This is a genomic window from Muricoccus harenae, assembly GCF_009848505.1.
GTDB lineage: Bacteria > Pseudomonadota > Alphaproteobacteria > Acetobacterales > Acetobacteraceae > Roseomonas > Roseomonas harenae.
This window is the reverse complement of sequence record NZ_WWDL01000018.1, coordinates 74,954-99,011: the sequence shown is the minus strand read 5'-3', so window position 1 is coordinate 99,011 and position 24,058 is coordinate 74,954. Positions and strand designations below refer to the sequence as shown.

The 24,058-nt window shown below is 69.1% G+C and carries 27 protein-coding genes; 5 read left to right on the top strand and 22 right to left on the bottom strand.

All coding sequences use genetic code 11. The features are described 5' to 3' along the window. The first annotated feature begins 21 nt into the window (after nt 1-21). Nucleotides 22-753: a peptidase gene (locus GSE44_RS14345; RefSeq protein WP_159349511.1), complete on the top strand. Its 732-nt coding sequence runs from the start codon at nt 22-24 to the stop codon at nt 751-753. 4 nt (nt 754-757) lie between these two features. On the opposite strand, the gene GSE44_RS14340 is transcribed toward GSE44_RS14345, so the two are convergent. Next, the gene (locus tag GSE44_RS14340) at nt 758-3,055 is read right to left on the bottom strand and encodes an FdhF/YdeP family oxidoreductase (RefSeq protein WP_159349510.1); all 2,298 of its coding nucleotides are present in this window, start codon (nt 3,053-3,055) and stop codon (nt 758-760) included. 26 nt (nt 3,056-3,081) lie between these two features. Continuing rightward, entirely contained in the window at nt 3,082-4,176 is a 1,095-nt protein-coding gene (locus tag GSE44_RS14335; RefSeq protein ID WP_201306068.1) for a catalase family protein, read from the bottom strand. 148 nt (nt 4,177-4,324) lie between these two features. Here GSE44_RS14335 and GSE44_RS14330 point away from each other — a divergent pair, with 148 nt between their 5' ends. Then, the gene (locus GSE44_RS14330) at nt 4,325-4,522 is read left to right on the top strand and encodes a hypothetical protein (protein WP_159349509.1); all 198 of its coding nucleotides are present in this window, start codon (nt 4,325-4,327) and stop codon (nt 4,520-4,522) included. Between the two features lie 70 nt (nt 4,523-4,592). On the opposite strand, the gene alaS is transcribed toward GSE44_RS14330, so the two are convergent. From alaS to GSE44_RS14280, 10 genes are all read right to left on the bottom strand, one after another. After that, the gene (gene alaS / locus GSE44_RS14325; RefSeq protein WP_159349508.1) at nt 4,593-7,241 is read right to left on the bottom strand and encodes an alanine--tRNA ligase; all 2,649 of its coding nucleotides are present in this window, start codon (nt 7,239-7,241) and stop codon (nt 4,593-4,595) included. 125 nt (nt 7,242-7,366) lie between these two features. Then, nucleotides 7,367-7,885 carry a TerB family tellurite resistance protein gene (locus GSE44_RS14320; protein ID WP_159349507.1) on the bottom strand — a complete coding sequence of 173 codons (519 nt, stop codon included), beginning with the start codon at nt 7,883-7,885 and terminating at the stop codon, nt 7,367-7,369. A 423-nt stretch (nt 7,886-8,308) separates the two neighbouring features. Next, on the bottom strand, nt 8,309-9,346 hold the full coding sequence (gene recA, locus GSE44_RS14315) for a recombinase RecA (protein ID WP_159349506.1): 1,038 nt from the start codon (nt 9,344-9,346) through the stop codon (nt 8,309-8,311). 181 nt (nt 9,347-9,527) lie between these two features. Continuing rightward, on the bottom strand, nt 9,528-11,111 hold the full coding sequence (locus GSE44_RS26255; RefSeq protein ID WP_268893657.1) for an ATP-binding protein: 1,584 nt from the start codon (nt 11,109-11,111) through the stop codon (nt 9,528-9,530). 14 nt (nt 11,112-11,125) lie between these two features. Next, nucleotides 11,126-12,172 carry an EscU/YscU/HrcU family type III secretion system export apparatus switch protein gene (locus GSE44_RS14305; protein WP_159349505.1) on the bottom strand — a complete coding sequence of 349 codons (1,047 nt, stop codon included), beginning with the start codon at nt 12,170-12,172 and terminating at the stop codon, nt 11,126-11,128. Nucleotides 12,173-12,175: 3 nt separating this feature from the next. Beyond that, nucleotides 12,176-12,952 (bottom strand): flagellar biosynthetic protein FliR, encoded by a 777-nt coding sequence (locus GSE44_RS14300; protein ID WP_159349504.1) that lies wholly within the window; start codon nt 12,950-12,952, stop codon nt 12,176-12,178. Beyond that, on the bottom strand, nt 12,949-13,224 hold the full coding sequence (locus tag GSE44_RS14295) for a flagellar biosynthetic protein FliQ (RefSeq protein WP_159349503.1): 276 nt from the start codon (nt 13,222-13,224) through the stop codon (nt 12,949-12,951). The genes GSE44_RS14300 and GSE44_RS14295 overlap by 4 nt, the downstream gene beginning before the upstream one ends. Nucleotides 13,225-13,243: 19 nt before the next feature. Beyond that, the gene (fliE, locus tag GSE44_RS14290; protein ID WP_159349502.1) at nt 13,244-13,549 is read right to left on the bottom strand and encodes a flagellar hook-basal body complex protein FliE; all 306 of its coding nucleotides are present in this window, start codon (nt 13,547-13,549) and stop codon (nt 13,244-13,246) included. Continuing rightward, on the bottom strand, nt 13,549-13,956 hold the full coding sequence (gene flgC / locus GSE44_RS14285) for a flagellar basal body rod protein FlgC (protein ID WP_159349501.1): 408 nt from the start codon (nt 13,954-13,956) through the stop codon (nt 13,549-13,551). The genes fliE and flgC overlap by 1 nt, the downstream gene beginning before the upstream one ends. A 29-nt stretch (nt 13,957-13,985) precedes the next feature. Beyond that, nucleotides 13,986-14,387, bottom strand: a complete 402-nt coding sequence (locus GSE44_RS14280; protein ID WP_235924809.1) for a flagellar basal body rod protein FlgB — start codon at nt 14,385-14,387, stop codon at nt 13,986-13,988. Between the two features lie 96 nt (nt 14,388-14,483). On the opposite strand from GSE44_RS14280, the gene GSE44_RS14275 reads away from it, so the two are divergent. Genes GSE44_RS14275 through fliP form a run of 3 tightly spaced genes read left to right on the top strand, consistent with a single transcriptional unit; the run spans nt 14,484 to nt 15,703 of the window. Continuing rightward, nucleotides 14,484-14,732: a hypothetical protein gene (locus GSE44_RS14275; protein ID WP_159349499.1), complete on the top strand. Its 249-nt coding sequence runs from the start codon at nt 14,484-14,486 to the stop codon at nt 14,730-14,732. Nucleotides 14,733-14,744: 12 nt separating this feature from the next. Further along, nucleotides 14,745-14,990 (top strand): flagellar biosynthetic protein FliO, encoded by a 246-nt coding sequence (locus tag GSE44_RS14270; RefSeq protein ID WP_159349498.1) that lies wholly within the window; start codon nt 14,745-14,747, stop codon nt 14,988-14,990. Nucleotides 14,991-14,998: 8 nt separating this feature from the next. Then, complete coding sequence (gene fliP / locus GSE44_RS14265; RefSeq protein WP_159349497.1) at nt 14,999-15,703, top strand: flagellar type III secretion system pore protein FliP; 705 nt, start codon at nt 14,999-15,001, stop codon at nt 15,701-15,703. Nucleotides 15,704-15,973: 270 nt separating this feature from the next. Here the strand turns inward: fliP and speE are convergent, their stop codons facing one another. From speE to GSE44_RS14215, 10 genes are all read right to left on the bottom strand, one after another. Further along, nucleotides 15,974-16,846, bottom strand: a complete 873-nt coding sequence (gene speE / locus GSE44_RS14260) for a polyamine aminopropyltransferase (protein WP_159349496.1) — start codon at nt 16,844-16,846, stop codon at nt 15,974-15,976. 74 nt (nt 16,847-16,920) lie between these two features. Next, a complete protein-coding gene (gene speD, locus GSE44_RS14255; protein WP_159349495.1) occupies nt 16,921-17,367 on the bottom strand; it encodes an adenosylmethionine decarboxylase in 447 nt (148 codons plus the stop codon). 158 nt (nt 17,368-17,525) lie between these two features. Beyond that, nucleotides 17,526-17,906, bottom strand: coding sequence for a hypothetical protein (locus tag GSE44_RS14250; protein ID WP_159349494.1), 381 nt, complete (start codon nt 17,904-17,906; stop codon nt 17,526-17,528). Further along, nucleotides 17,903-20,350 carry a hypothetical protein gene (locus tag GSE44_RS14245; protein WP_159349493.1) on the bottom strand — a complete coding sequence of 816 codons (2,448 nt, stop codon included), beginning with the start codon at nt 20,348-20,350 and terminating at the stop codon, nt 17,903-17,905. The genes GSE44_RS14250 and GSE44_RS14245 overlap by 4 nt, the downstream gene beginning before the upstream one ends. Next, nucleotides 20,350-20,904, bottom strand: a complete 555-nt coding sequence (locus tag GSE44_RS14240) for a protein phosphatase CheZ (RefSeq protein ID WP_159349492.1) — start codon at nt 20,902-20,904, stop codon at nt 20,350-20,352. Before GSE44_RS14240 ends, GSE44_RS14245 begins: the two co-directional genes overlap by 1 nt. Then, nucleotides 20,897-21,283 carry a response regulator gene (locus GSE44_RS14235; RefSeq protein ID WP_159349491.1) on the bottom strand — a complete coding sequence of 129 codons (387 nt, stop codon included), beginning with the start codon at nt 21,281-21,283 and terminating at the stop codon, nt 20,897-20,899. The genes GSE44_RS14240 and GSE44_RS14235 overlap by 8 nt, the downstream gene beginning before the upstream one ends. 12 nt (nt 21,284-21,295) lie before the next feature. Beyond that, nucleotides 21,296-21,928, bottom strand: a complete 633-nt coding sequence (locus GSE44_RS14230; protein ID WP_159349490.1) for a MotE family protein — start codon at nt 21,926-21,928, stop codon at nt 21,296-21,298. Then, entirely contained in the window at nt 21,925-22,329 is a 405-nt protein-coding gene (locus tag GSE44_RS14225) for a DUF6468 domain-containing protein (RefSeq protein WP_159349489.1), read from the bottom strand. The genes GSE44_RS14230 and GSE44_RS14225 overlap by 4 nt, the downstream gene beginning before the upstream one ends. Then, the gene (gene fliM, locus GSE44_RS14220) at nt 22,326-23,393 is read right to left on the bottom strand and encodes a flagellar motor switch protein FliM (protein WP_457852165.1); all 1,068 of its coding nucleotides are present in this window, start codon (nt 23,391-23,393) and stop codon (nt 22,326-22,328) included. The genes GSE44_RS14225 and fliM overlap by 4 nt, the downstream gene beginning before the upstream one ends. After that, entirely contained in the window at nt 23,390-23,905 is a 516-nt protein-coding gene (locus GSE44_RS14215; RefSeq protein ID WP_159349488.1) for a flagellar basal body-associated FliL family protein, read from the bottom strand. The genes fliM and GSE44_RS14215 overlap by 4 nt, the downstream gene beginning before the upstream one ends. Between the last annotated feature and the right edge of the window lie 153 nt (nt 23,906-24,058).

Sequence of the window (24,058 nt, the reverse complement as noted above, 5' to 3'; positions counted from 1 at the left end):
ATCGGGGGAGCCACCGGAACCATGACTTATTGCGTAGGCCTCTTCCTGCGGGACGGCCTGGTGATGCTTGGCGACACCCGCACCAATGCAGGGGTCGACAATGTCTCCACCTTCTCCAAGCTCTACACGGTGGGGGTACCCGGCGATCGCGCCTTTTGCCTGCTCTCCGCCGGCAATCTCGGCATCACCCAGGCCGTCTGGAACCGCCTCCAGGAAGGCCTGCCGCTGGATGGTGAAACGCAGACGCTCAAGAGCGTCGCGAGCCCTTTCCGCGCCGCCCAGCTCGTCGGCGCCGCCATCCGCGCCGTCTATGCCGCGGACGGGCCGGCGCTGAAGGCGCAGGGCCTCACCTTCTCGGCCTCGTTTCTCCTGGGCGGGCAAATCGCCGGCCGGCCGCACCGGCTCTTCCTCGTCTATGCCGCCGGCAACTTCATCGAGGCGACGCCCGACACACCCTTCCTGCAGATCGGCGAGCACAAATACGGCAAGCCCATCATCACCCGCGTGCTGACCCATGACATGCCATGTGTCGACGGGGTGAAGCTCGTCCTCGTCAGCATGGACGACACCATCCGCACCAACCTCTCTGTCGGCCTGCCGCTGGACCTCTGGGTGTATCGGGCGGATTCACTGGAACTGCCGGAGGTGCGGCGGGTCGGTGCGGAGGACCCTTATTTCGTGGTCCTGCGCGACGGCTGGTCCAGCCGCCTACGCCAGACCTTCCGCGACCTGCCGCCGCCCGAATGGCTGTAGCGGCCTATCCGGCCGCAGCACTCCGCCCGACCCGCACGGGCACAGCCTTGGCCGCCGGCACCTTGCTGCCCTCCGCATAGTGCCAGAGCGGGATCAGCGGGTTGCATTCCGGGTAGTAGCCGCCGATCGCCCCCTTTGGGATATCGTAGAATACCACCTGCAGCCCATCCACCCGCCGCTCCGCCTCGCCCTCCACCGCCGTGGTCAGTGACACGCGGTCGCCATTGCGCAGTCCGAGGCGCCCGGCATCTGCCTGGTTCATCAACACCACCTCCCGCGTCCCGCTGATGCCGCGGAAGCGGTCCTCATAGCCATAGACTGTGGTGTTGAACTGGTCGTTGGACCGGAGCGTGACCAGCTGCAGGATCTCGGGATCGTCCAGCTCCGTCGCCAGATCGGCGCGCAGGCCGGAAGGCACCAGGAAATTCGCCTTCCCCGTCTCCGTCTTCCACTCGCGCTTCCGGGCCGGAAGCGGGCGCGGGAAGCCGCCCGGCTCGTGGACGCGGCGATTGTAGTCCTTGAACATATCGGGATAGGTCGCCTCGATCGCGTCCCGGATACGCCCGTAATCCGCCACCCACTCATCCCAGGGCAGCTTCGGGTTCGGTGCCAGCGTGGCCTTGGCGAGGCCTGCGACAATGGCGGGTTCCGACAGCAGGTCGGGCGAGGCCGGCTCCACCTTGCCGAGCGAGGCATGGATGCTCGTCATCGTGTCCTCGCAGCTGACGAATTGCGGCCCGCTCGCCTGCACATCCTCCTCGATGCGCCCGCGACAGGGCAGCAGATAGGCCACTTCGCCATTCACCAGATGGCTCCGGTTCAGCTTCGTGGCCACTTGCACCGTCAGCCGGATGCGCGGCCAGGCTGCCTCCATCCGCACCGTGTCCGGCACCGCCCGGATGAAGTTGCCGCCGAGGCCCAGGAAGGCCTGCACCCGCCCTTCCAATATGGCCTCGCAAGCCTCCACCGTGTTCAGCCCCGCCTCCCGTGGCGGCTCGAACCCATACTGCTCCGCCAGACGGTCCAGCGGCACCAGCGAGGGCTTCTCGGTGATGCCGACGGTGCGCTGCCCCTGCACGTTGGAATGCCCGCGCACCGGCAGGATGCCCGCGCCTGGCTTGCCGATGTTCCCGCGCAGCAGCAGCAGGTTCACCAGCATCCGGATGCTCTCGACGCCCTTCTTGTGCTGCGTCAGCCCCATCCCGTAGATCGCCATGGCCGATGGCGCGGCGCCATAAATGCTCGCCGCGTCCCGCATCGCCTGCTGCGTCAGCCCGGACCACCGCTCCAGCTCCGCCCAGTCCTGGCTGCGGCACCAGCCGGCGAAGGCTTCAAGGCCCTGTGTGTGCTGCGCGATGAAGGCATGGTCCAGCAGAGGCCGGCGCCCGGCCGCCATGGCGGTATCGTCTGCCTCGATCAGCGCCTTGCAGACGCCGGCAATTGCCGCGATGTCGCCGCCGGCCCGGACCTGGTGGTATTGCGACGAGATCCGCGTCTCCCCGCCCGTCAGCATCTCCACCGGCGATTGCGGGTTGGTGAAGCGCTCCCAGCCGCGCTCCTTCAGCGGGTTGAAGGTGATGACGGGCACGCCGCGCCGCGACGCCTCCTGCAGCGGATGCAGCATGCGCGGCGAGTTCGTGCCCACATTCTGCCCGAAGGAGAGAATGCAGCCGGTGACATGGAAGTCGTCCAGCGTCACCGTCCCCACCGGCGCGCCGATCGCCTGCGGTAGCGCCACCGAGGTGCTCTCGTGGCACATGTTCGAGCTGTCGGGCAGGTTGTTGTGCCCGTAGATCCGGGCGAAGAGTCCGTACATGTAGGACGTCTCGAGCGAGGCGCGGCCCGAAGCATAGAAGACCGTCCGCTTCGGGTCCATGCCGCGCAGCTCCGCGCCGATTTCGCGGAAGGCATCCTCCCAGGAGATCGGAACCCAGCGGTCCTGCGCGCGATCGAGCCGCATCGGATGCGTCAGCCGCCCCGCCGCCTCCAGGTCATGGTCGGACCAGCCGCGCAGCTCCGTGATCGTATGCGTTTCGAAAAACTCCAGCGGCAGCCGCTTGCGCGTGATTTCCCAGGCCGTCGCCTTCGCGCCGTTCTCGCAATACTCGAAGGGATGCGGCTCGCGCGGCTTCGCCCAGGAGCAGGAGACGCAGGAATAGCCGCCCGGCTTGTTCTGCCGCAGCAGGACCGCATTGCCCGTCGCGATCCGTTCCTCGCGCAGCAGCCGCGTCTCGACCGAGCGGACCGATCCCCAGCCGCCAGCGGGACCTTCGTAAGGCTCGGTGCTCACATGCTGCGTCATGACGCCACTCCCACTCTTATGGGCTTTCAGATCTGGATCTCGTCCGCGATGCGTGGCTCGTGCATCGGGCAGCCGGAATGCGTGGCCCGGAACCCTGAGGACATCTCATAGGCCGGTTTGCGCACCCGGTTGATCGAGCCGAGCGGCCGGTGCGCCGCCAACCCGTGCCAGGGGCTGAACGACATGCCGAGATCGACGGCCTTGGAACGCGCCTCGTTCCAGGAAGGCTGCGCCGAGACCCTGATGCGGCCCACCGTGACATAGGGGCTGATCTCCTCCGGCCATTCCACGGAGGAATCCTCGATCGGCATCCGCTCCGGATCGGTGCAGAGCTGCACGCGCATCTCCCACTCGCCCTCCTGGGAGGCGAAGAAGGCCATCACCTCCTCCCGCAGCGCATCCGGCCGCCCCGCCACATCGATCCGGCGGCCCTTCAGCGCCCTCAGCATCGGTGTCACCGGCGCGACCGAGTACTTGGCCATGTAGGGCCCATAGAGGAAGGGCGTGGCGCTGTAGAAGGTCTCGCCCAGAATATGCGTGTTCGGATGGCCGCCGATGGACTTCAGCGCCGGGCTCTCCCCGCCCAAAACCTCCAGCACCGTCTCGGCGCCGCGCAGCACTGCCGAGACGGCCTTCTTGTAGCCCTGCGGGATATCCGTGGTCTTCGCCAGCAGCTTCGCCGCGCCCAGGAAGGCCTTGGCCGTCGGCGTGCCGAAGGCGGGCGAGTTGACCATGACGAAATCCTGCGTCGCCTGCCCCTCGGAGCCCGGAAGGCGCTCGCCCTCCACACCCACCACCTTGATGGCCAGCCCGCGCGGAACCGAGATGCTGTCGTCCAGCAGGTCGCCGGGATTGGTGGAGAAGCGCATCACCACCGGGTAGGTCCCAGGCCTGGCGAAGAGCCCCTGCGCATAAGCGGGCGCGAAACCGTCCGTAACCCGCAGCTCGCCCCGGAGCAGCCCGTGGCTCTTCGCATGCACGCTGCGGACGGGGTAGCCGTAATCCCGGTAGGTCGTCTCCGCGATGCTACGCATGGTCTCGGTCAGCTCGCGGGCCGTCTCCCCTTCCCCGGGCTCGGCATGTTCCATGTCGGGCTCGTATCGGATGGGGCGAAAAGACATGCCGACCTCCAGCTGTTCAGGGGGGTCAACGCGCGGTTCCGGACCATGTTTCGGTGCGGCGGCCTGCCTGTGGCTGCACTGCAACATCAGACAGATGAATTATCACAGGGCTGTGAATTTCGATCCTGGCATTGCTAAACTTTTACCCATGAGCAGTTTCCGAGCCGAGGCCATCGCAGGCCGCGTCGTCCTGGTCCACGACATGCCGGACCAGGTCGTCATCTCCGAATTCGACGCCGCCGAGGCGTCGACCCTCCTCCGGCAGATCGAGACCGCGCTCGCCCAGGTCGTGCGCGGCCTCTCCGAGCAGGCCTCTGGGCCGCTCCGGCCGGAAACCGTAGGCTAAATCAAAGACAGGGGCTTCGCCCCTGAACCACCGGGGGCCGAACGTGGCCCCCGGACCCCGCGGGGTGTTTTCAGGCGGCCAGGGCGCCCCGGATGGCGGCCAGCGCCTCGCTGGACTTCTGGCCCTCCGGTCCGCCGGCCTGGGCCATGTCCGGGCGCCCGCCGCCGCCCTTGCCGCCCACGGCCGCCGAGGCCGCGCGCACCAGCGCCACGGCATCTGCCTTGCCCTTCCCGGCCTCGCCCACGGCGACCACGATGCTGGCCTTCCCCTCGGCCGAGGAGACGAGCCCGACCACATCGGCCGTGCCGCCCTTCAGGATGGCCTCGGCGAGCCCCTTCAGGTCGCGCGCAGGCACTTCGCCCAGGTCGCGCAGAGCCACGCGCAGTCCGGACAGCTCCTCCACCTCCGAGGCTGCGCCGCCGGTTGCCAGCTTGCGCCGCAGATCGGCCAGTTCGCGCTCCAGCTTGCGGCGCTCCTCCATCAGTGCGGCGACGCGGGCCGGCACCTCGGCGGGTGGCGCCTTCAGCGTGGCCGCGGCCTCGCGCAGCGTCCGCTCGGATTCCTCGACCAGCGCCAGGGCCGCCGCCCCCGTCACCGCCTCGACGCGCCGCACGCCGGCGGCCACGGCGCTCTCGCCGACGATCTTGAACAGCCCGATATCGCCCGTGCGGCCGACATGCGTGCCGCCGCAAAGCTCCAGGCTGTACACGCCGTGGCGCTCGGTGGCCTCCGGGTCGTAACCCATCCCGACCACGCGCACCTCATCGCCATATTTCTCGCCGAACAGCGCCATGGCACCGGCCTTCACCGCCTCGTCGGGCGTCATCAGGCGGGTCACCACCTCGGCATTTTCGCGGACGCGGGCATTCACCTCGCCCTCCACCCAGGCCAGGTCCTCGGTGGACATGGGCGTGGGCTGGGAGACGTCGAAGCGCAGCCGGTCCGGCGCATTCAGGCTGCCCTTCTGGGCGACATGCGTGCCCAGCCGGCGCCGCAGCGCCTCGTGCAGCAGATGGGTCGCGGAGTGATGCGCGCGGATGCTGCCGCGGCGGGCATGGTCCACCTCCGCCACAACAGCGGCATCCTTCGTCGCGGTGCCCGCCTCCACCGTACCGAGATGCACGAAGAGGCCGAGCTTCTTCTGCGTGTCCCGCACCACGATCCGCAGCCCGTCCGGGCCGGTGATCGTGCCGGTGTCGCCCACCTGGCCGCCGCTCTCGGCATAGAAAGGCGTCTGGTTCAGCACCACCGCCACCTCGGTGCCGGCTGGGGCGTTCTCCACCTCGGCGCCATTCGCCACCAGCGCGACGATCGAGGCTTCGGCCCGCTCGGTGTTGTAGCCCTGGAACTCGGTGCCGCTACCCAGCCGCTCCTTCAGGTCGAACCAGAGGGATTCCGTCGCCGCCTCGCCAGAGCCGGACCAGGCGGCCCGCGCCCGGCGGCGCTGCTCGGCCATGGCGGTCTCGAAGCCTGCCGTATCCACCGGCCGCCCCTCGGAGCGCAGCGCGTCCTGGGTCAGGTCCAGCGGGAAGCCGAAGGTGTCGTAGAGGCGGAAGGCCACATCGCCCGGCAGCGCCTCGCGATCGCCCAGCTTCGCCGTCTCCTCGGCCAGAAGGCCGAGGCCGCGCTCGAGCAGCGAACGGAAGCGCGTCTCCTCCAGCCGCAGCGTCTCGGTGATCAGCGCCTCGGCCCGCACCAGCTCCGGATAGGCCGCGCCCATCTGCCGGATCAGCACCGGCACCAGCCGCGGCAGCAGCGGGTCCTTCGCGCCCATCATGTGCGCGTGGCGCATGGCGCGGCGGAGGATGCGACGTAGCACATAGCCACGGCCCTCATTGGAGGGCAGCACCCCTTCGGCGATCAGGAAGGCGCCCGAACGAAGGTGATCCGCCACCACGCGATGGCTGGCCTTGAACGGCCCGTCCGGCTCCTGCCCGGTCGCCTCGGCGCTGGCCAGGATGATCGCGCGGAAGGTGTCGGTGTCGTAGTTGTCGTGGACGCCCTGCAGGATGGCGGTGAAGCGCTCCATCCCCATGCCCGTGTCGATCGAGGGGCGCGGCAGCGGACGGCGCGTGCCGGGCGGCCCCTCCTCGTACTGCATGAACACCAGGTTCCAGATTTCGATGAAGCGGTCGCCATCCTCATCCGGGCTGCCGGGCGGGCCGCCGGGAATCTTGTCACCGTGGTCGTAGAAGATTTCGCTGCAAGGCCCGCAGGGGCCGGTGTCGCCCATGCGCCAGAAATTGTCCGAGGTCGCGATGCGGATGATCTTCTCGTCCGGCAGGCCCGCGATCTTCTTCCAGAGATCCGCCGCGTCCTCATCCTCATGATAGACGGTGACGAGCAGCTTCTCCTTGGCCAGGGCAAAGTCCTTCGTCAGCAGGGTCCAGGCATGGGAGATCGCCTGTTCCTTGAAGTAGTCGCCGAAGGAGAAATTTCCCAGCATCTCGAAGAAGGTGTGGTGCCGGGCGGTGTAGCCGACATTGTCCAGGTCGTTGTGCTTGCCGCCGGCGCGCACGCATTTCTGGGCGGTCGTCGCGCGCGAATAGGGACGCCGCTCCTGCCCGGTGAAGACGTTCTTGAACTGCACCATGCCGCTGTTGGTGAAGAGCAGCGTCGGGTCGTTGCGCGGAACCAGCGGGCTGCTCTCCACAACGGAATGGCCGTTGCGGGCGAAGTAATCCAGGAAGGTGGCGCGGACGTCGTTGCTGCTGGTCATCGGGCGGGCGGCGTCTTCTTCGGTCAGGGGGATTCTCCGGTGCCTTAGCGCGCGCCCCCCACCGCGTCGAGTGGGAGGCGTCCCAGATCCCTGTGGCAGCCGCGCTCCGCAGGCCCGGGGTGGCACTACGCCTCTGGGCTCCGCTCCCCGGCGCCGGGCACCTCCGGCCGCGCCGCCACGCGGGGGGGCAAGGGCGGCGGCATCACCCCGGCTGCCCGGCGGATGGCGAGAAGCGCACGCTCCTCCTCGGCACATAGCGGTCCATCCGCCTCCGCCACCTCCGCCGCCGCCTGCACGACCAGCAGGCTCCAGGGCGCGCCGACCAGCATGTTCATCCGGCGCGAGAGAAGCTGGGGCAGGCTCACGCGCCCGGCCTGGAGCGCGGCCACGCAATCGGCGAAGCCCGCCAGCGCAGCCGGCATCCCGGCATCCTCCACCAGCCCGGTCCGGTTCAGGACAGCCATCACGGCCATGCGCTCCGACGGCTGGATCCGTCCATCGGCCTGCGCCGCCACCGCAACTGCGGCGATCACAGCCTCCAGCAGCCGCGCGCGGCAGCCGCCGGAACAGGGAAGCTCCTCCCCCGGATCGCTTCGGCGGAGCCTGTCGTCGATGGAGCCGAGGCTTTCATTCCGGATGTCCATGCGCGCCGTCCCTTCGGGCGGCCCTTGGATGCCTCCGTGCTCCCGGCCCGCTTGCCGGGACGCGCGGCGAGCCGGGCCGCGTTTCGCGTTACCCTGGGAAGGCCGGACAGGAGGCCGGCACGACGGCCGCCGCCTCTCCGGCTGCCGTCCTATCTCGCCGTCCTGCGGGGTGATGCAGCCACGGGCATGTTCGGCGGATGGTCGATGCGCGGGACCATGGCAGACGTCCTCCAGCGTTCTTTTCATTGGTGCCGGCCGGGGCGCTGAGCTAGGCCGGACGCTGGAACTCTGGGCGCCCGACGATGCGGGCACAAAATAATAATCGCGCTACTTGGCGCCCGGCGTCCCCCAAAGAAAAAGGGCCGCACCCCGATAAGGTGCGGCCCCTTCCCCGTCCGTCCCGGCCCCGTGGGCCGGCATCGATCACTCGGCCGCGGCAGCCTCTTCGGTGTCGGCGCTGACCATCATGGAATTGGCCACCACGCCCGCCTGGGCGCGGATGCGCTGCTCCACGCTATCCGCCATGGCGGGGTTGTCGCGCAGGAACTGCTTGGCGTTCTCGCGCCCCTGGCCGATCCGCTGGCTGTCACAGGAGAACCAGGCACCCGACTTCTCCACCACCCCGGCCTTCACGCCGAGATCGAGCAGCTCGCCCACCTTGGAGACGCCCTCGCCATACATGATGTCGAACTCGACCTGCCGGAACGGCGGGGCCATCTTGTTCTTCACCACCTTCACGCGAGTCTGGTTGCCCGTGACCTCCTCGCGATCCTTGATCTGCCCGATGCGGCGGATCTCGAGGCGGATGGAGGCGTAGAACTTCAGCGCGTTGCCGCCCGTCGTCGTCTCCGGGTTGCCGAACATGACGCCGATCTTCAACCGGATCTGGTTGAGGAAGATCATCATGCAGTTGGAGCGGGCGATGGAGCCCGTCAGCTTGCGCAGCGCCTGAGACATGAGGCGGGCGTGCAGGCCGACATGGCTGTCACCCATCTCGCCCTCGAGCTCGGCTCGCGGCACCAGCGCCGCAACGGAGTCGATCACCAGCACGTCGATCGCGCCCGAGCGCACCAGCGTGTCGGCGATCTCCAGCGCCTGCTCACCGGCATCCGGCTGCGAGATCAGCAGGTTGTCCACGTCCACGCCCAGCTTGCGGGCATAGCCGGGGTCGAGCGCATGTTCGGCATCGATGAAGGCGCAGGTGCCGCCCTTCTTCTGCGCCTCGGCGACGCATTGCAGCGCCAGCGTCGTCTTGCCCGAGGACTCCGGACCGTAGATCTCGATCACGCGCCCTTTGGGCAGCCCGCCGATCCCCAGCGCCAGGTCCAGACCGAGCGAGCCGGTGGAGATGACCTCCACATCCTCGTTGATCTGCTTACCCCCCATACGCATGATCGAGCCCTTCCCGAAGGACCGCTCGATCTGGCTGAGGGCGGCTTCGAGAGCCTTGTTCTTTTCCATACTGGAGATGCCCCTTACGGCGTCCGGTGCTTACCACCGGTGGTTGAGGAAGCGGCTTTCAGGTCGCCCCGCTCACAACCTTGTTAACCTTCCGAAGCGGTCACGCACAAGCGCGAAACGCCGTTCCGGCCCTGGGTGTTCATATTATGTTCTCAGGCCGGAAATCAAGTCGAACATAGCCTCAGGGGAGCGCGGAAACCACCTCAACCAGCTCCGCCGGACGATAAGGTTTGGGCAGGAACACGATCCCGTCCCGCTCCATCGAAAGCCCCAGCGCGGCCTCAGCATAGCCGCTCATCAGCACCACCGGCAGGCCGGGCCTGTGCCGCCGCGCCGCCCGCGCCAGCGCCACCCCGTCCAGCCCTGGCATGGCGATATCGGACACCATGGCGCCCGGCTCCAGCCCCGCCTCGATCAGTTCCAGTGCCGAGTCGCCATCCTCCGCCTGGGTCACCCGATGCCCGGCCCGCTCCAGCGCCACCGCGGCCAGCCGCTGCAGCGGCGCCTCGTCATCCACCAGCAGCACATGCCGCCCCACCCCTTTGCCCGGCGCGGATGGCGGCGCGGAGGCGGCCTCCTCCGCCTCCCCTTCATGCCGGGGAAGATGGATGCGGAACCGCGTCATCCCCGGCCGGCTCTCGATCTGCAGCGCACCACCTAATTGGCGGACGATGCCATGGACCGTTGCCAGCCCCAGCCCCGTGCCGCCCTGCGCCGCGCGGGTGGTGAAGAAGGGCTCGAAGATACGCGGAAGCATTTCGGCCGGAATGCCGGGACCGGTATCGGTCACCTCCAGCACCGCCCAACGCCCCGGCGGCAAGGCATCCGGCACGCCCGGCTCCTCGCGCAGCGCGACGGCCGTGTCGGTGGCGATGGTCAACCGCCCCTCCCCTGCCCCCGCACCCGCACCCGCACCCGCGATGGCGTCCCGCGCATTCGTGGCCAGGTTCAACAACACTTGGTCTAACTGCACCGGATCGACCCGCACCCGGCGCCCCAGCGCGCCCGGCCGCAGCTCCAGCGCGGTGCTCGGCCCCAGCAGGCTCCGCAACATGGCCGCGGTGCCGGCGACCGCCTCATCCAGGTCGATTACCCGTGGCTCCAGCTGTTGCCGCCGCGCGAAAGCCAGGAGCCGCCGCACCAGGGCCGCCCCGCGCGAGGCAGCGTCCCGGGCCGGCTGCAGCTCCGCCATAGCCTCCGGCGCAACGGCCCCCGCCTGGTCCATCGCCCCCAAAATAATGGACAGCAGATTATTGATGTCATGCGCGATTCCGCCAGCAAGCTGCCCCACCGCCCGCAGCCTCTCGCCGGCTTCCGCCTCCTCCCGCCGCCGTGTCCGCTCGGACAGGTCCTCCACCAGCAGGGCCCGGAGCCCCTCCGGTAACGGCGCCAGCCGGAACAGCGCGAGCACCGGCACCTGCCCCTCCGGCACGGCGAGCGCCACCTCCAGCGGGGCCGCGCCCTCCCCGCCGAGCCATTGCCACACCACCTCCCGCATCCCAGGCTCGACCAGCGCCGCGACCGGCAACCCCTCCCGCAGGGGCAGCGATGGTCCGATCAGCCCGCGCAACGCCAGATTCGTCCGCCGCAGCCGGCCCTGGCTGTCGATAAGCGCGCCGCCGCAAGGCAGCCCGTCCAGCAGGGCCAGCAGCCCCGGCTCCCCCGCCTCCGACCGGAGTCCCCCGAAAGGGGGAAGCCCCAGCCCCTGCCACCCGCTATCCGCCATGGACCGCAGCCTAGCGCGCAGCAGGGGAAGATCCATCATGGGATGACGCGCCGTCACGCCGGCGGCAGCGCCCGCGCACGCCAGACGAAGGCGATGATCTCCGCCACAGTCTGGTAATGCTCCACCGGAATTTCCGTATCCACCTCCAGCCGGAACAGCGCCCGCGCCAGTGGTGGGTTGGAGACCAGCGGCACCCCCGCCTTCCGCGCCGTCTCGCGAATCCGTGCCGCCACTTCATCCGCGCCCTTGGCCAGAATCCGCGGTGCCGCTGAGGAACCCTCCTCATAGCCGAGGGCGACCGCGAAATGCGTGGGGTTGGTGATCACCACCGCCGCCTTCGGCACCGCCGCCAGCATGCGCTGCCGCGCCCGCTGCTGCCGGATGGCGCGCTGCTTCGCCTTCACATGCGGATCGCCTTCCGCGTCCTTCGCTTCTTCCTTCATGTCCTGTCGGCTCATCCGCAGCCGGCGCAGATGGCGGAAGCGCACAAGGAACAGGTCGGCGCCTGCCAAGAGCGCGAAGGCAGCCAGCGTCGCCGCCACCAGCCGCAGCCCCTGATCAGCCACCACCCCCAGCAATGCGGCCGCCGGCTGGTGCATCACCGCCTCCAGCAGGCCGGGGGCCCCGCCCGCATGCCAGATGGCGCCACCCACCAGCGCCATCTTCAGCAGCGTCTTAAAGAATTCGAGGAGCGCCTCCGCCCCCAGGATCCGCTTCACCCCCGCCATTGGGGAAAGCCGCGATAGCTGCGGCGCCAGCCCTTTCGCTGAGACCAGCCCGCGAGTCTGCAGCAGTGTCGTCGCCACCGCTCCCAGCGCGGCCGCGCCCAGCACCGGCAGCAGCACCAGCCCGGAAGGCATTAGCAGTTCCAGCGCCTGCTCTGCCGACAGCTCATGCCCCCGCTCGAAGATGCCGCGCAGCGCCCGCAACAGGTCCCGTCCCATCGAGGGTAGAGCCATCCACGCCGCGAGCAGCAAGGCCGCAAAGCCGGAGGCCTCGCGCGAATTGGGAACCTGCCCATCCTCGCGCGCCTTCTCCAGGCGTCTGCCGCTGGGGGCTTCCGTCCGGTCCTCCGCCTCGCCGCCGCCCTCCTCCGCCATGGCTCAGCGCAGCCCCGGCAGCGTGGACCATCCAGCTTGCAGCGCCTGGTGGAACAGCCCGAGCATCGACGGCGCCAGCAGGGCCAGCAAGGCCAGCCCAGCGAGGATCTGGCCCGGCGCCGCCACGAAGAACACCTGCACCGAGGGTGCCACCCGCGCCACCAGCGCCATGGCCAGGTTGATCACCACCGCCGCCACCACGAAGGGGCCCGCCAGCTGCAGCGCCAGCGCGAGCATCTCGCCGCCCGCCTCGGCCATTTCCGCCGCGGCCGCGCCCGCCGGCCAGGGCGAACCCGGCGGCATCAGCGCATAGGACTCGGCCAGCGCCCGCAACGGCAGAGCATGCAGCCCGCTGGACAGCACCAGCACCGCCGCCGCCAGGGTTCCCAGCCGCCCGAGCGCCGAGGCGCCGCCCCCCAGCGCTGGATCCGGCACCAGGATAGCTGAAAGCCCCAATAGCGACGCCCCCATCTGCATCGCGACCGAAAGTGCCAGGGCCAGCAACCGCGCCAGCCCGCCGATCCACAACCCAGCCGCGACCTCCAGCACCATCAGCCGCACCGCCTCGCCCACGGAATCCGGTGCCTCCGGCAGCTCCGGTGCAAGGACCGGCAGCAACAGCGGCACAAGGCCGAGCGCCACCACCAGCCGCACGGAGGCAGGAACATCCTGCTCCCCCAGCCCGGGTAGAATCATCGCCGCCGCCCCCATGCGCGCCAGCACCAGCACTGCCTGGAAGGCGAGCACCGGCAGTGCGCCGAGGAAGGCGGCCTCTGTCACGGCAGGCCGCCGACTGTGACCATCCGCTCGAACAGCGTGACGGTCCAACCCTGCATGACATCCACCATGAACGGCCCAAGCATCAGCATCATCCCGCCCGCCACCGCCAGCTTCGGCAGGAAGGCGAGCAAGGCCTCCTGGATCTGAGTCAGCGCCTGCAGCACGGAGATGACCAGCCCCACCACCAGCAGGGCGACCAGCAGCGGCACGCCCACCTGTAGGCAGACCCACAACGCATCGCGCATGGACTGCGCAACCAGATCCACTCCCATCCACCGCGTCTCCCGGTGATCAGATCGGCATCCGCATCACGTCCTGGTATGCGGCGACGACGCGGTCCCGCACCGCGACGGCCGTCTGCAGCGCCATCTCCGCGCGGCTCACCGCCAGCACGGTGTCGGTGACGCTCACCGTGCCCATCAATGCGCCGGTGCTTGCTGTATCCGCTTGGCGACCAGTCTCTACCGCCCCTTCGATCGCGCGCTTCAGCGCGCCACCGAAGCCCTCTGCGACGTTCGGCGCGATCGAGGATCCCGCACCCAGCGATGACGCCGCGCTGCGATAGGCGGCAACCGCCGTGCCGATCGGTGCCGGCATCAGCGCAGCGCCTCGATCGCGCGCGTGAGCATGCCGCGCGTTGTCTCGAGCACCGAGAGATTGGCGTTGTAGGAGCGCTGCGCCTCGCGCATGTCCATCACCTCGATCAGGCTATCCACATTGGGCGTCTTCACGTAGCCCTGCGCATCGGCGGCGGGATGCGCAGGATCGTAGTGGCGCGGGAACTCGCCCGGTGCCTGGCCAATGCGCGACACGCCCACCAGCTGAGCCCCCGCCGCACGATCCACGCGGTTGGCGAAGCTGACCGTGCGACGCCTGTAGGGATCCGCGCCCGGGCTTTCGCCGGTGCTGTCACGATTGGCCAGGTTCTCCGCCACCACGCGCAATCGCGTGGACTGCGCCGCCATGCCCGCGGCCGAAATGCGGAGCGCCTTGTCGAGTTCCATCCGACCCTCCTCCTAATCCTTGCGTCGCCTCAGCCGTTGCGCCCAAGCGCCGTGCGGAACATCGCGGTCCAACGCCGGTACAAACCCATTGCCAACGCATGGGCCGAATCCGTGTCCGCCACCTTCATGGCCTGCTCGTCGAGCGAAACGCCGTTACCGTCCGGCGTCACCTCCGCCGCTGGCTCCGCCTTCGCGCGCGGTCCGTCGCCGCCCACGGCCGCCATGTGCCGCGCATCGGTCCGCGCGAGGGTACCCACCCCGCCCGCGCGCGACAGATGCTCCGCGAAGGGAGTGATGTCCCGCGCGCGGTAGCCCGGTGTGTCGGCATTGGAGATGTTACGGGCCAGCACCTCCTGCCGCCGGTCGAGCCAACGCAGCCGGCTCTCGGCAAGATCCATCGGATTGGTGGCGGCCAGGCTCGGGCGATCCATGCCGGGCATCATCCGCCCACTTCCCTAACCGATCCTCAACCGCGCCCCCGCGCGCCGTTAACGAACTCGCAGACTAACCCCGGCAATCTCCGCCGCATGACGAGCACGCCGCAAAATGCCGTACTCGCCGCCGCCGAAGAGCTCGATGGCGTGCTGAGCCTCGCTCGGCTCCTCCTCCTGTCGGGACGGAGCCTCGACCTTCACGGGCTGGACAAGGAAGTCGCGACTATCTGCGACGCCGCCGCCTTGCCGCCGGAGGAAGGCCGCGCCGCGCGCCCTACCCTCAGCGGCCTTCTGGCGAAGGTGGAGGGGCTGCACACCCACCTCTCCACACCGCGTGAATGAGCGGGCCCACGCATGAGCGGGGGTATGAACCAGTGGATCAGCGTTGCCGGCGCACTGGCACTGGTGCTGGGCCTGCTCTGGATCGTGGCGCGTCTGGCCCGGCGTGGTGGCTTGGCGACGGCCGCCCCGCGCCGAATACGCGTGGTGGAGGCAACGCCGGTCGATTCCCGCCGCCGTGCCGTGATCCTGCGCGTCGACGGGCGCGAGGCGCTGCTCGTCACCGGCGGACCGCAAGACAGCTTTATCGCCTGGCTCTGACCTCTGCCATGCTCCTGCTGCTGCCAGGAGCGGCGCTGGCGCAATCCGTCTCGCTTGATCTCGGTGGCTCGGCCTCAGGAAGCACCGCGCGCCTGGTGCAGCTCACCGCCCTTATTGGCCTGCTCTCGCTCGCACCTTCGCTGTTGGTGATGGCGACCGCCTTCGCGCGCATCGTCATCGTGCTTTCCCTGCTGCGCAGCGCCATCGGCGCGCAGGGCATCCCGCCCAACCCGGTGCTGATCGGCCTTGCGCTCTTCCTCACCTTCTTTGTCATGCAGCCGGTGATCGAGACCTCCTGGGCACAGGGCCTGCAGCCCATGCTGGCCAGCCAGATCACGGAACTGGACGGCCTCTCCGCCTCCGCCGAGCCCTTCCGCAAGTTCATGGCTGCCAATGCCCGAGACTCCGACATCGCCCTCTTTCTGGATCTCGCGCAGCTGCCTCCGCCGGCCGGCGCCGATCAGACGCCCTGGCGCGCCCTCGTTCCCGCCTTCATGGTCAGCGAGTTGAAGCGCGGCTCCGAGATCGGCTTCCTGATGTTCCTGCCCTTCCTGGTCATCGACCTGGTCACGGCATCGCTCCTCATGTCCCTGGGCATGATGATGCTGCCGCCGAGCGTGGTGGCCCTGCCCTTCAAGATCATCTTTTTCGTGATGGTCGATGGCTGGCGCCTCGTCTCGGCCAGCCTTGTCCAGGGCTTCTCGGGCCAGTAGCCCTGAACGGAATGCGGCCGCCGTGTCCCCGCGCTCCCAATCCGCCGCCGGGCGCCGCGCTCAGGGATCAACCCTTCGCACGGCCGGCAGTGGCCATCACGGGAACCGGTGGAACACGGCGGCCGAAGCCGCCACTGGCTGGGGCATCGCGGCCGCCGCGCCCCCGCGTTCCCAATCCGCTGCCGGGCGCCACGCCGAAGGGAGTAAACCCTCGGCGCGGCCGGCAGCGGCCATTACGGGAACCGGTGGAACGCGGCGGCCGAAACCGCCTCAGCCCTTCTGGGGAAGATGCTTGGCGATATAGGGCGGCAGCTGGAATGCGCCCACATGGATCTCGGGCGTCCAGTAGCCGGTGGTGCCGAGGATCCCGGCCTTCTCCGCGCGCTTCCGGATCTCGTCGACACCCACGGCACGCATCCCCGCATCCTTCGCCGCCCAACCAAGCGTCATGTAGCCGCCTACATAGGTCGGCACAGCCGCGACATAGGCCCAGATATCCGGAAACACCTTGCCACGTCGCAGGGAGGTCTCGGCCAATTCCTCAGCCTGCATCACCGGCACACCGCACTGGTTCACGATCAGCCCGCGCTCCGAGAGAAGCCGCGCCGCATTCGCGTAGAACTCGTCCGTGAACAGCACCTCGCCCACGCCGATCGGGTCGGTGCTGTCGACGATCACCACGTCGAAGCTCCCGGCTTCCGCCTTGCGGACATAATCGATGCCATCCGCCACCAGCACCTCGGCGCGCGGGTCGTTCCACGCGTCACCCGCGATGCCAGGCATAAACTCCTTGGCAAGCCGGATCACCTCGCCGTCGATCTCGACCATCACGGCCTTCTCGACGTTCTTGTGCTCGAGCACGCGCCTCAGCACGCCGCCATCCCCCGCGCCAATAATCAGCACGCGCTTCGCATTGCCATGCGCCAGCAGCGGCACATGCGTCAGCATCTCCTGATAGACGAACTCGTCCATCTCGGTGATCTGCACCACGCCGTCGAGCAGCATGACACGGCCATGGGTCTCCGACTCGAACACCATGATGTCCTGGAAATCGGACTTCACCCGAGCCAGCTCGCGGGCCACGCGGAAGCGCTGCCCCCAAGCCGGATACAGCGTCTCATTCACCCAGGAATCGGTGGTCATCGCAACTCTCCGGACAAGAAGAAGGGGGCGGACCCTAGGGCCCGCCCCCGGTCACGTCTCGTGAAGCCTTAGTGTCAGGCCTGCATGCCGCGGCGGTGCTCCGCCAGCTGCACCCGCTCCGGCAGGAAGCCGCGCTTCAGGACCGGGATCGCCAGATAGGGGTCGCAGACCCCGCAGACGAAGATATCCAGCGCCGCGTAGGACTTCTCGGGCCAGGTGTGGATCGAGACATGGCTCTCCGCCAGCACGAGCACGCCGCTCACCCCGCCATTCGGCTGGAAGTGGTGGAAGTGGCCGTGGAGGATCGTCGCCCCCGTCTCGATGGCGGCTTCGCGCAGCACCTCGTCGATATGCGCGGGGTCGTCGAGATTCGTCGCCCCCCACAGATCGATGATCAGATGCGTCCCGGCGAAGCGAACGCCGTTTTTCTCGACGAAGTAATCCTTCGTCTCTTCCGTGTGCAGGGCTTCGCTCGGGCTGTAATCCGAATTCATCCCCAGCGGAGCAACAAGAGCGTCCATAGGCGGGCCCCCCATCCTCGACCGGTGATGACCAGGGTGATCGGGAATTCGATCAGGTCAACGGCGCCGGATATGATGCAACCGGCCCCCTACCGCAAGTGAAATTGCCCCTTGCGGGCCGAAAAAAACGCGGCTCCCCCCCGCGCTCGACGCGTGGCTTATCTTGAACTTAGAGCCGCTGTCCGGAAGGCCTCCAGCAGATGAGGGAATCCCCGGAAAAGGTCCAGTTCACGCTGGAGCCTCGGGAGATCGGAAAGCCCCCGTACCGGGTCTTCCGTTAAGAGCCCGAAAGCCTCCTTTGCCGCCCCCTCTGCCATCCGGGCCAGCCAGGCAGAGCGAAGACCCGCCAGCCGCGCCGCATCCCCGCCCAGCGCGGCGAAGGCAGCAGCATCCAGCACGTCCCGCGGCATCGCCGCCGGTTCAGCCTGGGTGGCGAGGGCGGCCAGCGCATCCGAAGCACCCGCCCAGTCCTGCCGCTCCGCCAGCAGGGCCGCAAGCGGCCGCAATCCTGGTAGGCCAAGGGCACGCAGGATGCTCACCGCCTCTCCCGTCGCACCCTCACCGCCTCTCCCGTCGCACCCAACCGCGCCTTCGCCTGTGCCGCCAGCAGGCCACGCCCAACCGCGTCCTCCGGCGCCCCAACCACCGCCTCCAAGGCCGAGAGCGTGCCCGCTGCGTCGCCCTCGGCTAGCCGCAGAGTGGCCAGGCGAAGCGCCAGCCTTGGGCGCTGCGCCAAGGTGCCTCGCTCCAGCGCCTGTTCGGCCAGCACCACGCCGCGATCTGGCAGTTCCATCGCTGCCACCCGCTCCGCCAGCAGGGACAGGGCCTCCGCTCCCCGCCCGTCTCGCGGCAACAGCCCCGCATGTGCCTCGGAAAGCGCGAGCGCTACCATCGGCGCCTCATCGGCCAGCGCCTGCAGCAGGGTCGCCTCCTGCACCGGCCGAAGCGCCGCGATGCGATCCGGAAAGGCCTGGCCGGTCTCCTTCAGCTGGTCGAGCGCGGCGCGCCCATTTCCGACGCCTAGCCGAAGCTCCGCGACTCGTAGCCGCGCCCCGAACTCCTCCTCATCGCCCCGCCAAGCGAAAATTGCAGCTTCCAGCGCCGCAGCCGCACCAGCTGGATCCAGCGAACCAGACTGCAGCCGCAAATCGACCGATCGCCGCAGCGCCCGCGCCCGCGACAGCCGATCCCGCCCCTCCGCCACCGCCGCATAGAGGGTGAGGGCCTCGTCCCCGCGTCCCTCTGCCTCGGCCATTCGTGCGCGTGCATATCCAAGATCGGGCCGATCTCCGGCCGCGCGCAGCAGGCGCCGCGCCGCCGCGAGATCACCGCCCCCGATCATTGCCTCGGCCGCCAGCGGAAGCAGCCGCGCCCGCAGCGCCTCCGGATAGGCGAGGAGGAGCGGCAGCGTCGCCGCGAAGCCCGGCGCGGCTGGCCCATCCCCCGAAGTGGCCGCCAGCGCCGCACGCCAGAACGTCACCTCATCATTCGCCGGGAAGCTTGCGCCGGAGAGGCCCCGTGCCTCCGCCTGCCGCCCCGCCAGCAGCGCCGATGCCGCATGCACCAGCAGGCTGCGGGGATCGGAGGAGGCGCGGGGATCTTCCTGGAAAGACAGACGGATCATCGCCTGTGCCTCCTGCGCGAGCCCGAGGGCCAGCAGCCCCTCCGCCGCTGCCCGACGCAGCGGCAGGCGCGCCAAGGGCGGAGCCGCCGCGATGCTCGCCTGCTGCGCCTTAAGGCGCTCCTGCGCCGCGCCGGAACCCAGGGCGGGAAGCTCCATCAACCGGGTCATGAAGCCGGCTTCGGCCATTTCAGCCATGGTCGTTGCACCCGCGACGCCCGACAGCAGGAACTGGTCGCCCGCCCGACGCAAGGCCACCGAATCTGCCCGCGCGAGCGCCGCGATGCCGAGTTGCGTCGCCACAAGATCCATCTGCGCGAGGCTGCGGGAAACCGGCCCTGCCTGTCCCGCCTCCCGTACCGTGCCCACCAGCAGCGGCAAGCCCGTCTCGGGATCGGGAATCGGCACGGGGCGCCCCGGCAGTGCCACGCGCAGCACCAACCGACCATTCTCGGCCTCGGCCAGGATTGAGCGCTCGCGGGTGGGAGATGGCTTCGCCTCCAACAACCACCGATCGCCTTCGCGTTGCGCGCGCAGCGCGCTTGGTTCCGCGATCGGCAGACGCAGGACCGTTGCCTCGGGCAGCACCTCCACACGCAGCCCACCGAAAACCGCATCCCCCCGGAGCGACGCGGTGTCCAGCGCGTGCGGCTGGTCCAGGACAACAAGCAGCAGATCGCCGCGACGAAGGATCGCCAACCCAGTCTCCGCGGGCACGGGCAGGGCGAGAGCGCGCCCTTCCGCGACCGCCACGGCGCGCAGCGGGAGCCCTGCAGCCGCCGTTTCGTTCCTCCCCTCCGGTGCAGCGCCCGCCCCCTGCGCCGGGGCCTGCACTGAAGCCGACGCCTGGACGGGCGGAGCTGCCCTGGCTGGCAGCGGCTGGGTCGCAACAACAGGCACTGGCGCGGCTGCCGCAACTGGCGCCGCCACTTCGCCAAGGGGAACCGCACCCCGCGTCCGCGGGTTCCGAGGCGCCGACGCAGGCCGCGCCTCCGCCGCCCGTGGCGCAGGCGTGCCACCATCCATCACATCCAGCACCACGCGGCTGCCCAGCCGGTAGTGCCGGAGGCGGGAACCAGGCCGCGTCACGATTCGCAGCCCGTCCGCTTCCGCACTCAGCCCCTGCAAATTTCGCGGCAACCGACGCGGCGAAGGAAGCTCGATGGCAAGGTCCGACCCAAGCCGCACCCTCACGCCGCCCGCATCCTCCTCCACCTGATACGGCAGGCCCGGCGCGGCGAGATCCAGCACCACGCGCCCGTGGCCCGGATGGTCGCCCACCCGCACCCCCACCCGTTCCGCCATCGCGGGCGTCGCGAGAAGAACCAGACTGCAGGCCGCGAAAGCCGCCGCGCCGTGCATCAGCCGAAGCTCGCCAACAGCGCGTCGATTTCCGCCTGGGACGAGGCCGCCGCCATCGGCTGTGGCCCATTTGCCAGCCGCTCGCCCTCCGTGCGCGGCGGCGCGCTGCGGGCGGGCAGCGCGGCGGAAGGCGCGTAACGCCCCGTTGTCTCCCGCACGCGTTGCTCAATCTGCTTCAGCGCATTCACCACCTTGCCGATGCGCTGACCGGTGATGTCTTGGAAGGCGCAGGCCTCGTAGATGCGGGTCACGCAGGCCCCTACTGTCTCCGCGGCAGCCCCCGACAGGCTCGGCTGCAGGTTCTCTAGTGCTTCGCAGGCATCCAGGATCTCGTTGGCGGCATCGGCGGTGCTTTTCACCACCTCGTCCAGCTCATCCGTGGCGGCGGGCAGATGCGTAGCATCCACATTCTCCACCCGCATCGCCGCGATCTCCTCCTTCGCGGCGGCGACCATCCTCCCGAGCGACTCCAGCTCCTGCAGCAGCGCCGCCTCGGTCTTGCCGAGGCCGGTCATGACCTGCAGCGCGATCTCCGCGCGATCGACCTTACGCATGGGCCATCACCTTCTCGATCTTCTCGCGCAAGGTCTCGGCGTTGAACGGCTTGACGATGTAGTTGGAAACGCCTGCCGCACGCGCCGCCACCACGTTCTCGGTCTTGCTCTCGGCCGTGATCATGATGAAAGGCGTGGACTTCAATCGCGCATCCGCCCGCACCTCCTTCAGCAGGTCGAGCCCGGTCATCGGCTCCATGTTCCAGTCGGAGATGACCAGGCCGAAATTCCCGACGCGCAGCTTCGACAGCGCCTCCTGCCCGTCCGTCGCCTCCTCCACATTGTCGAAGTCGAGCTGCTTCAGCAGGTTCCGGATGATGCGCAGCATCGTCTTGTAGTCGTCCACGATCAGCACGCTGGTGTTCTTGTCCAGGGCCATAAGCTTCTCCTCTCAATCTGTCCGGTTGTTCGCGCTGCGGAGCCGGGCCAGCTCCGCGATCAGGCTGCGGGCCCGATCGGGCCGCATGGCCCCGATCACCGGCGCGGCCTTCGCCTCCCGCATCCGGTTCACGAACTGTACGAGCACAGGCATTTCCAAATCGTCGAAAACGGTGGCCGCATCGCGCGGCCGCATCGTCTCGTAGGTTTTCACCAGCCCTCGCCAGCCTGCTTCCTCGCGCTCACCCCGGCCGCGCTCCAGCGCCTCCAGCCGGGCCTGCAACGCCGCCATCTCCTCCAGCCGCGTCGTCAGCCGCCGTTCGGCCGCGCCCAGCATCGCCTCTCGCGCGGAAATCGCCGCCTCGCGCGCGTCCATCTCCAGCCGCCTTTCCCGCAGGCGCCCCAGCAGCGCGCGCTCGGCCTGGTCCACCGGATCCGGCGGCGGCGGAGCAGCCGCCACCGGCGGGGCAGCCCGCGACGGAGCAGGCATCGGCGGTGCCGAAGCCGCCGCGCTCGCGACGATTCCCGCTTCGCCCGGAATTCCTCGCCACAACCCTTCGGCCTTCACCAACGCCAGTCCAGCGCAGGCAGCCAGGATCAGGGGCAGCAGTCTTGGCCGCTGCAGCCGTGCGAACACCGCCCTCAACGCGCCATCCTCAGCGCCTGAAGCAGGTCCCGCTCCGCCTGGCTGCGCGGCGCCACGCCCTCTGCACCGGCCACGGGCTGAGGCGCCGCTCGCCCCTGGCGCACCAGCACCTCAAGCCGGTCGGCCAAACCCTCCGCGCGCTCCACCAAGAAGCGAAGGTCATCCCGTAATGCTTCCGCCTTCGCCGCCTGCCGGGCCTGGACCTCAAGCGTCCCACGCAACCCGGACAATGCCGACTGCGCCTCGCGCGTCGCCACCTCGAATCCCTGCACCCCATCCGCCAGCGCCGCCCGGTCCCGGCGCAGCGCCGCCAATCCTCGCTCCAGCCGCAGCGCAAAGGGCAGCGCCGCAGTCAGCAGCGCCAACAGAACGCCCTGCAGGATCCACTCCGCATTGCTCACGCCGATGCCTCCTCCTCCGCGCCCATCCGCTTCAGCTCGCGCTCGATCCGAACCGCCAACCGATTTTCGCGCCGCCCGAGCATCGCTTCGAACAGCGGCACCTCGCCGCAGCGCAGCCGCACCGGCGCCCCGGGGCCGACATTCAACGTCAGCCGGTCACCGGGCTTCAGGTTGATCACGGTCGAAAGCGGCAGGGGCTGGTCATCCAGCACCACGTCGAGCGCCACATCCGTGTGGCGCAGCTCATCCGCCAGGTGATTCTCCCAGATCGAATCGCGCCCGAACTTCTCGCCCATGAACTGCTGCAGCAGCAGTTCGCGCACCGGCTCCAGCGTGGCATAAGGCAGCAGCAGCTCCATCCGTCCGCCACGGTCCTCCATCTCCACCCGCAGCTTCACCAGGATCGCGGCATTGGACATGCGCGAGATCGCAGCGAAGCGCGGATTCACCTCCAGGCGCTCGAACTGGAACTCGACCGGGCAAAGCGGCTCGAAAGCGGCTGAAATGTCGCGCAGCACCACGCCGATCAGCCGCTCCACCAGCGTCCGCTCGATGGTGGTGTAGGGCCGCCCCTCGATCCGCATCGCGGCCGTGCCGCGCCGCCCGCCCAGCAGCACGTCCACCACGGAGTAGATCATCGCCGAGTCGACGACCATCAACCCGTAATTGTCCCACTCCTTCGCCTTCGTCACCGCGAGCATCGCCGGCAGCGGGATGGAGTTGAGGTAGTCGCCGAAGCGGAGCGAGACGATGCCGTCGATCGAGACCTCCACATTGTCGGAGGTGAAGTTGCGCAAGGTCGTGCTCATCAGCCGCACTAGCCGGTCGAACACGATTTCCAGCATCGGAAGCCGCTCGTAGGAGACGAGCCCGCTGCTGATGATCCGCTCGATCCCAGACTTCGCCTCACCGGCCTCATCGCCATCGAAGCCGAGAAGGCTGTCGATCTCCGCCTGGTTCAGCACCCGCGCCGCATCGGCCCCGCCAGGCGGCGCCTCCTCCTCCAGCGACGCCCCCCAGGCGGCGGCGAGGTCCTCCTCCTCCATCCCGTCGGCCGGGCTCACTGGACGATCATCTCGACAAAGAGCACGTCCAGCACCTTTGCCGGGTGGGCGGCAATTCCGGCGCGGACGCGCAACTCCTCTCGCAGCCGGTATGTGCCTTGGCTGCCCCGCAGCTCCTCGGGGCGCATCTCGCGCAGATAAGTCTGGAACAGGTCCAGCAGCCGCGGCATGGCTGCCTGCACCGCCGCCGCATCGCCTTCGGAGCTTAACTCAAGCTTGGAGCGCAGCCGGATGAAGGTGGCACGCCGCCCCGTCACGTTCAGGTTCGTCAGGATCTCGGGCATGTCCAGGAAGACCGGCGCGCGCGTCGTCTGTCCGGCCGAGGCCGCACCGCCATGCTCCCCCTCGGCCCCATTACCGGAGGACGGGCTGTAAGGCAGCATGCCGCTGAACCAGAGCCCCGCCCCCGCGCCAGCCAGGAGCAGAGGCAACGCCAGCAGCATCAGCTTCTTGCGGCTGCCATTCCCCGGAGCCTTCGCTCCATCCGCCGTGGGTGTCGCCGCCTGCGCCATGGGGTGTCGGGTGCTTCCTGCCGTTCCGATGGAGCGATCCTCGGCCGGCCCCGCTTAACAAAGGCTTTCCCGGCGAGGATTTGCCACCCGTCCGGCATTTCCTGCCCGCCCCCGGCAGGCCGTGCAGCCCGCCCCCCACGAAGTCCCTGGCAC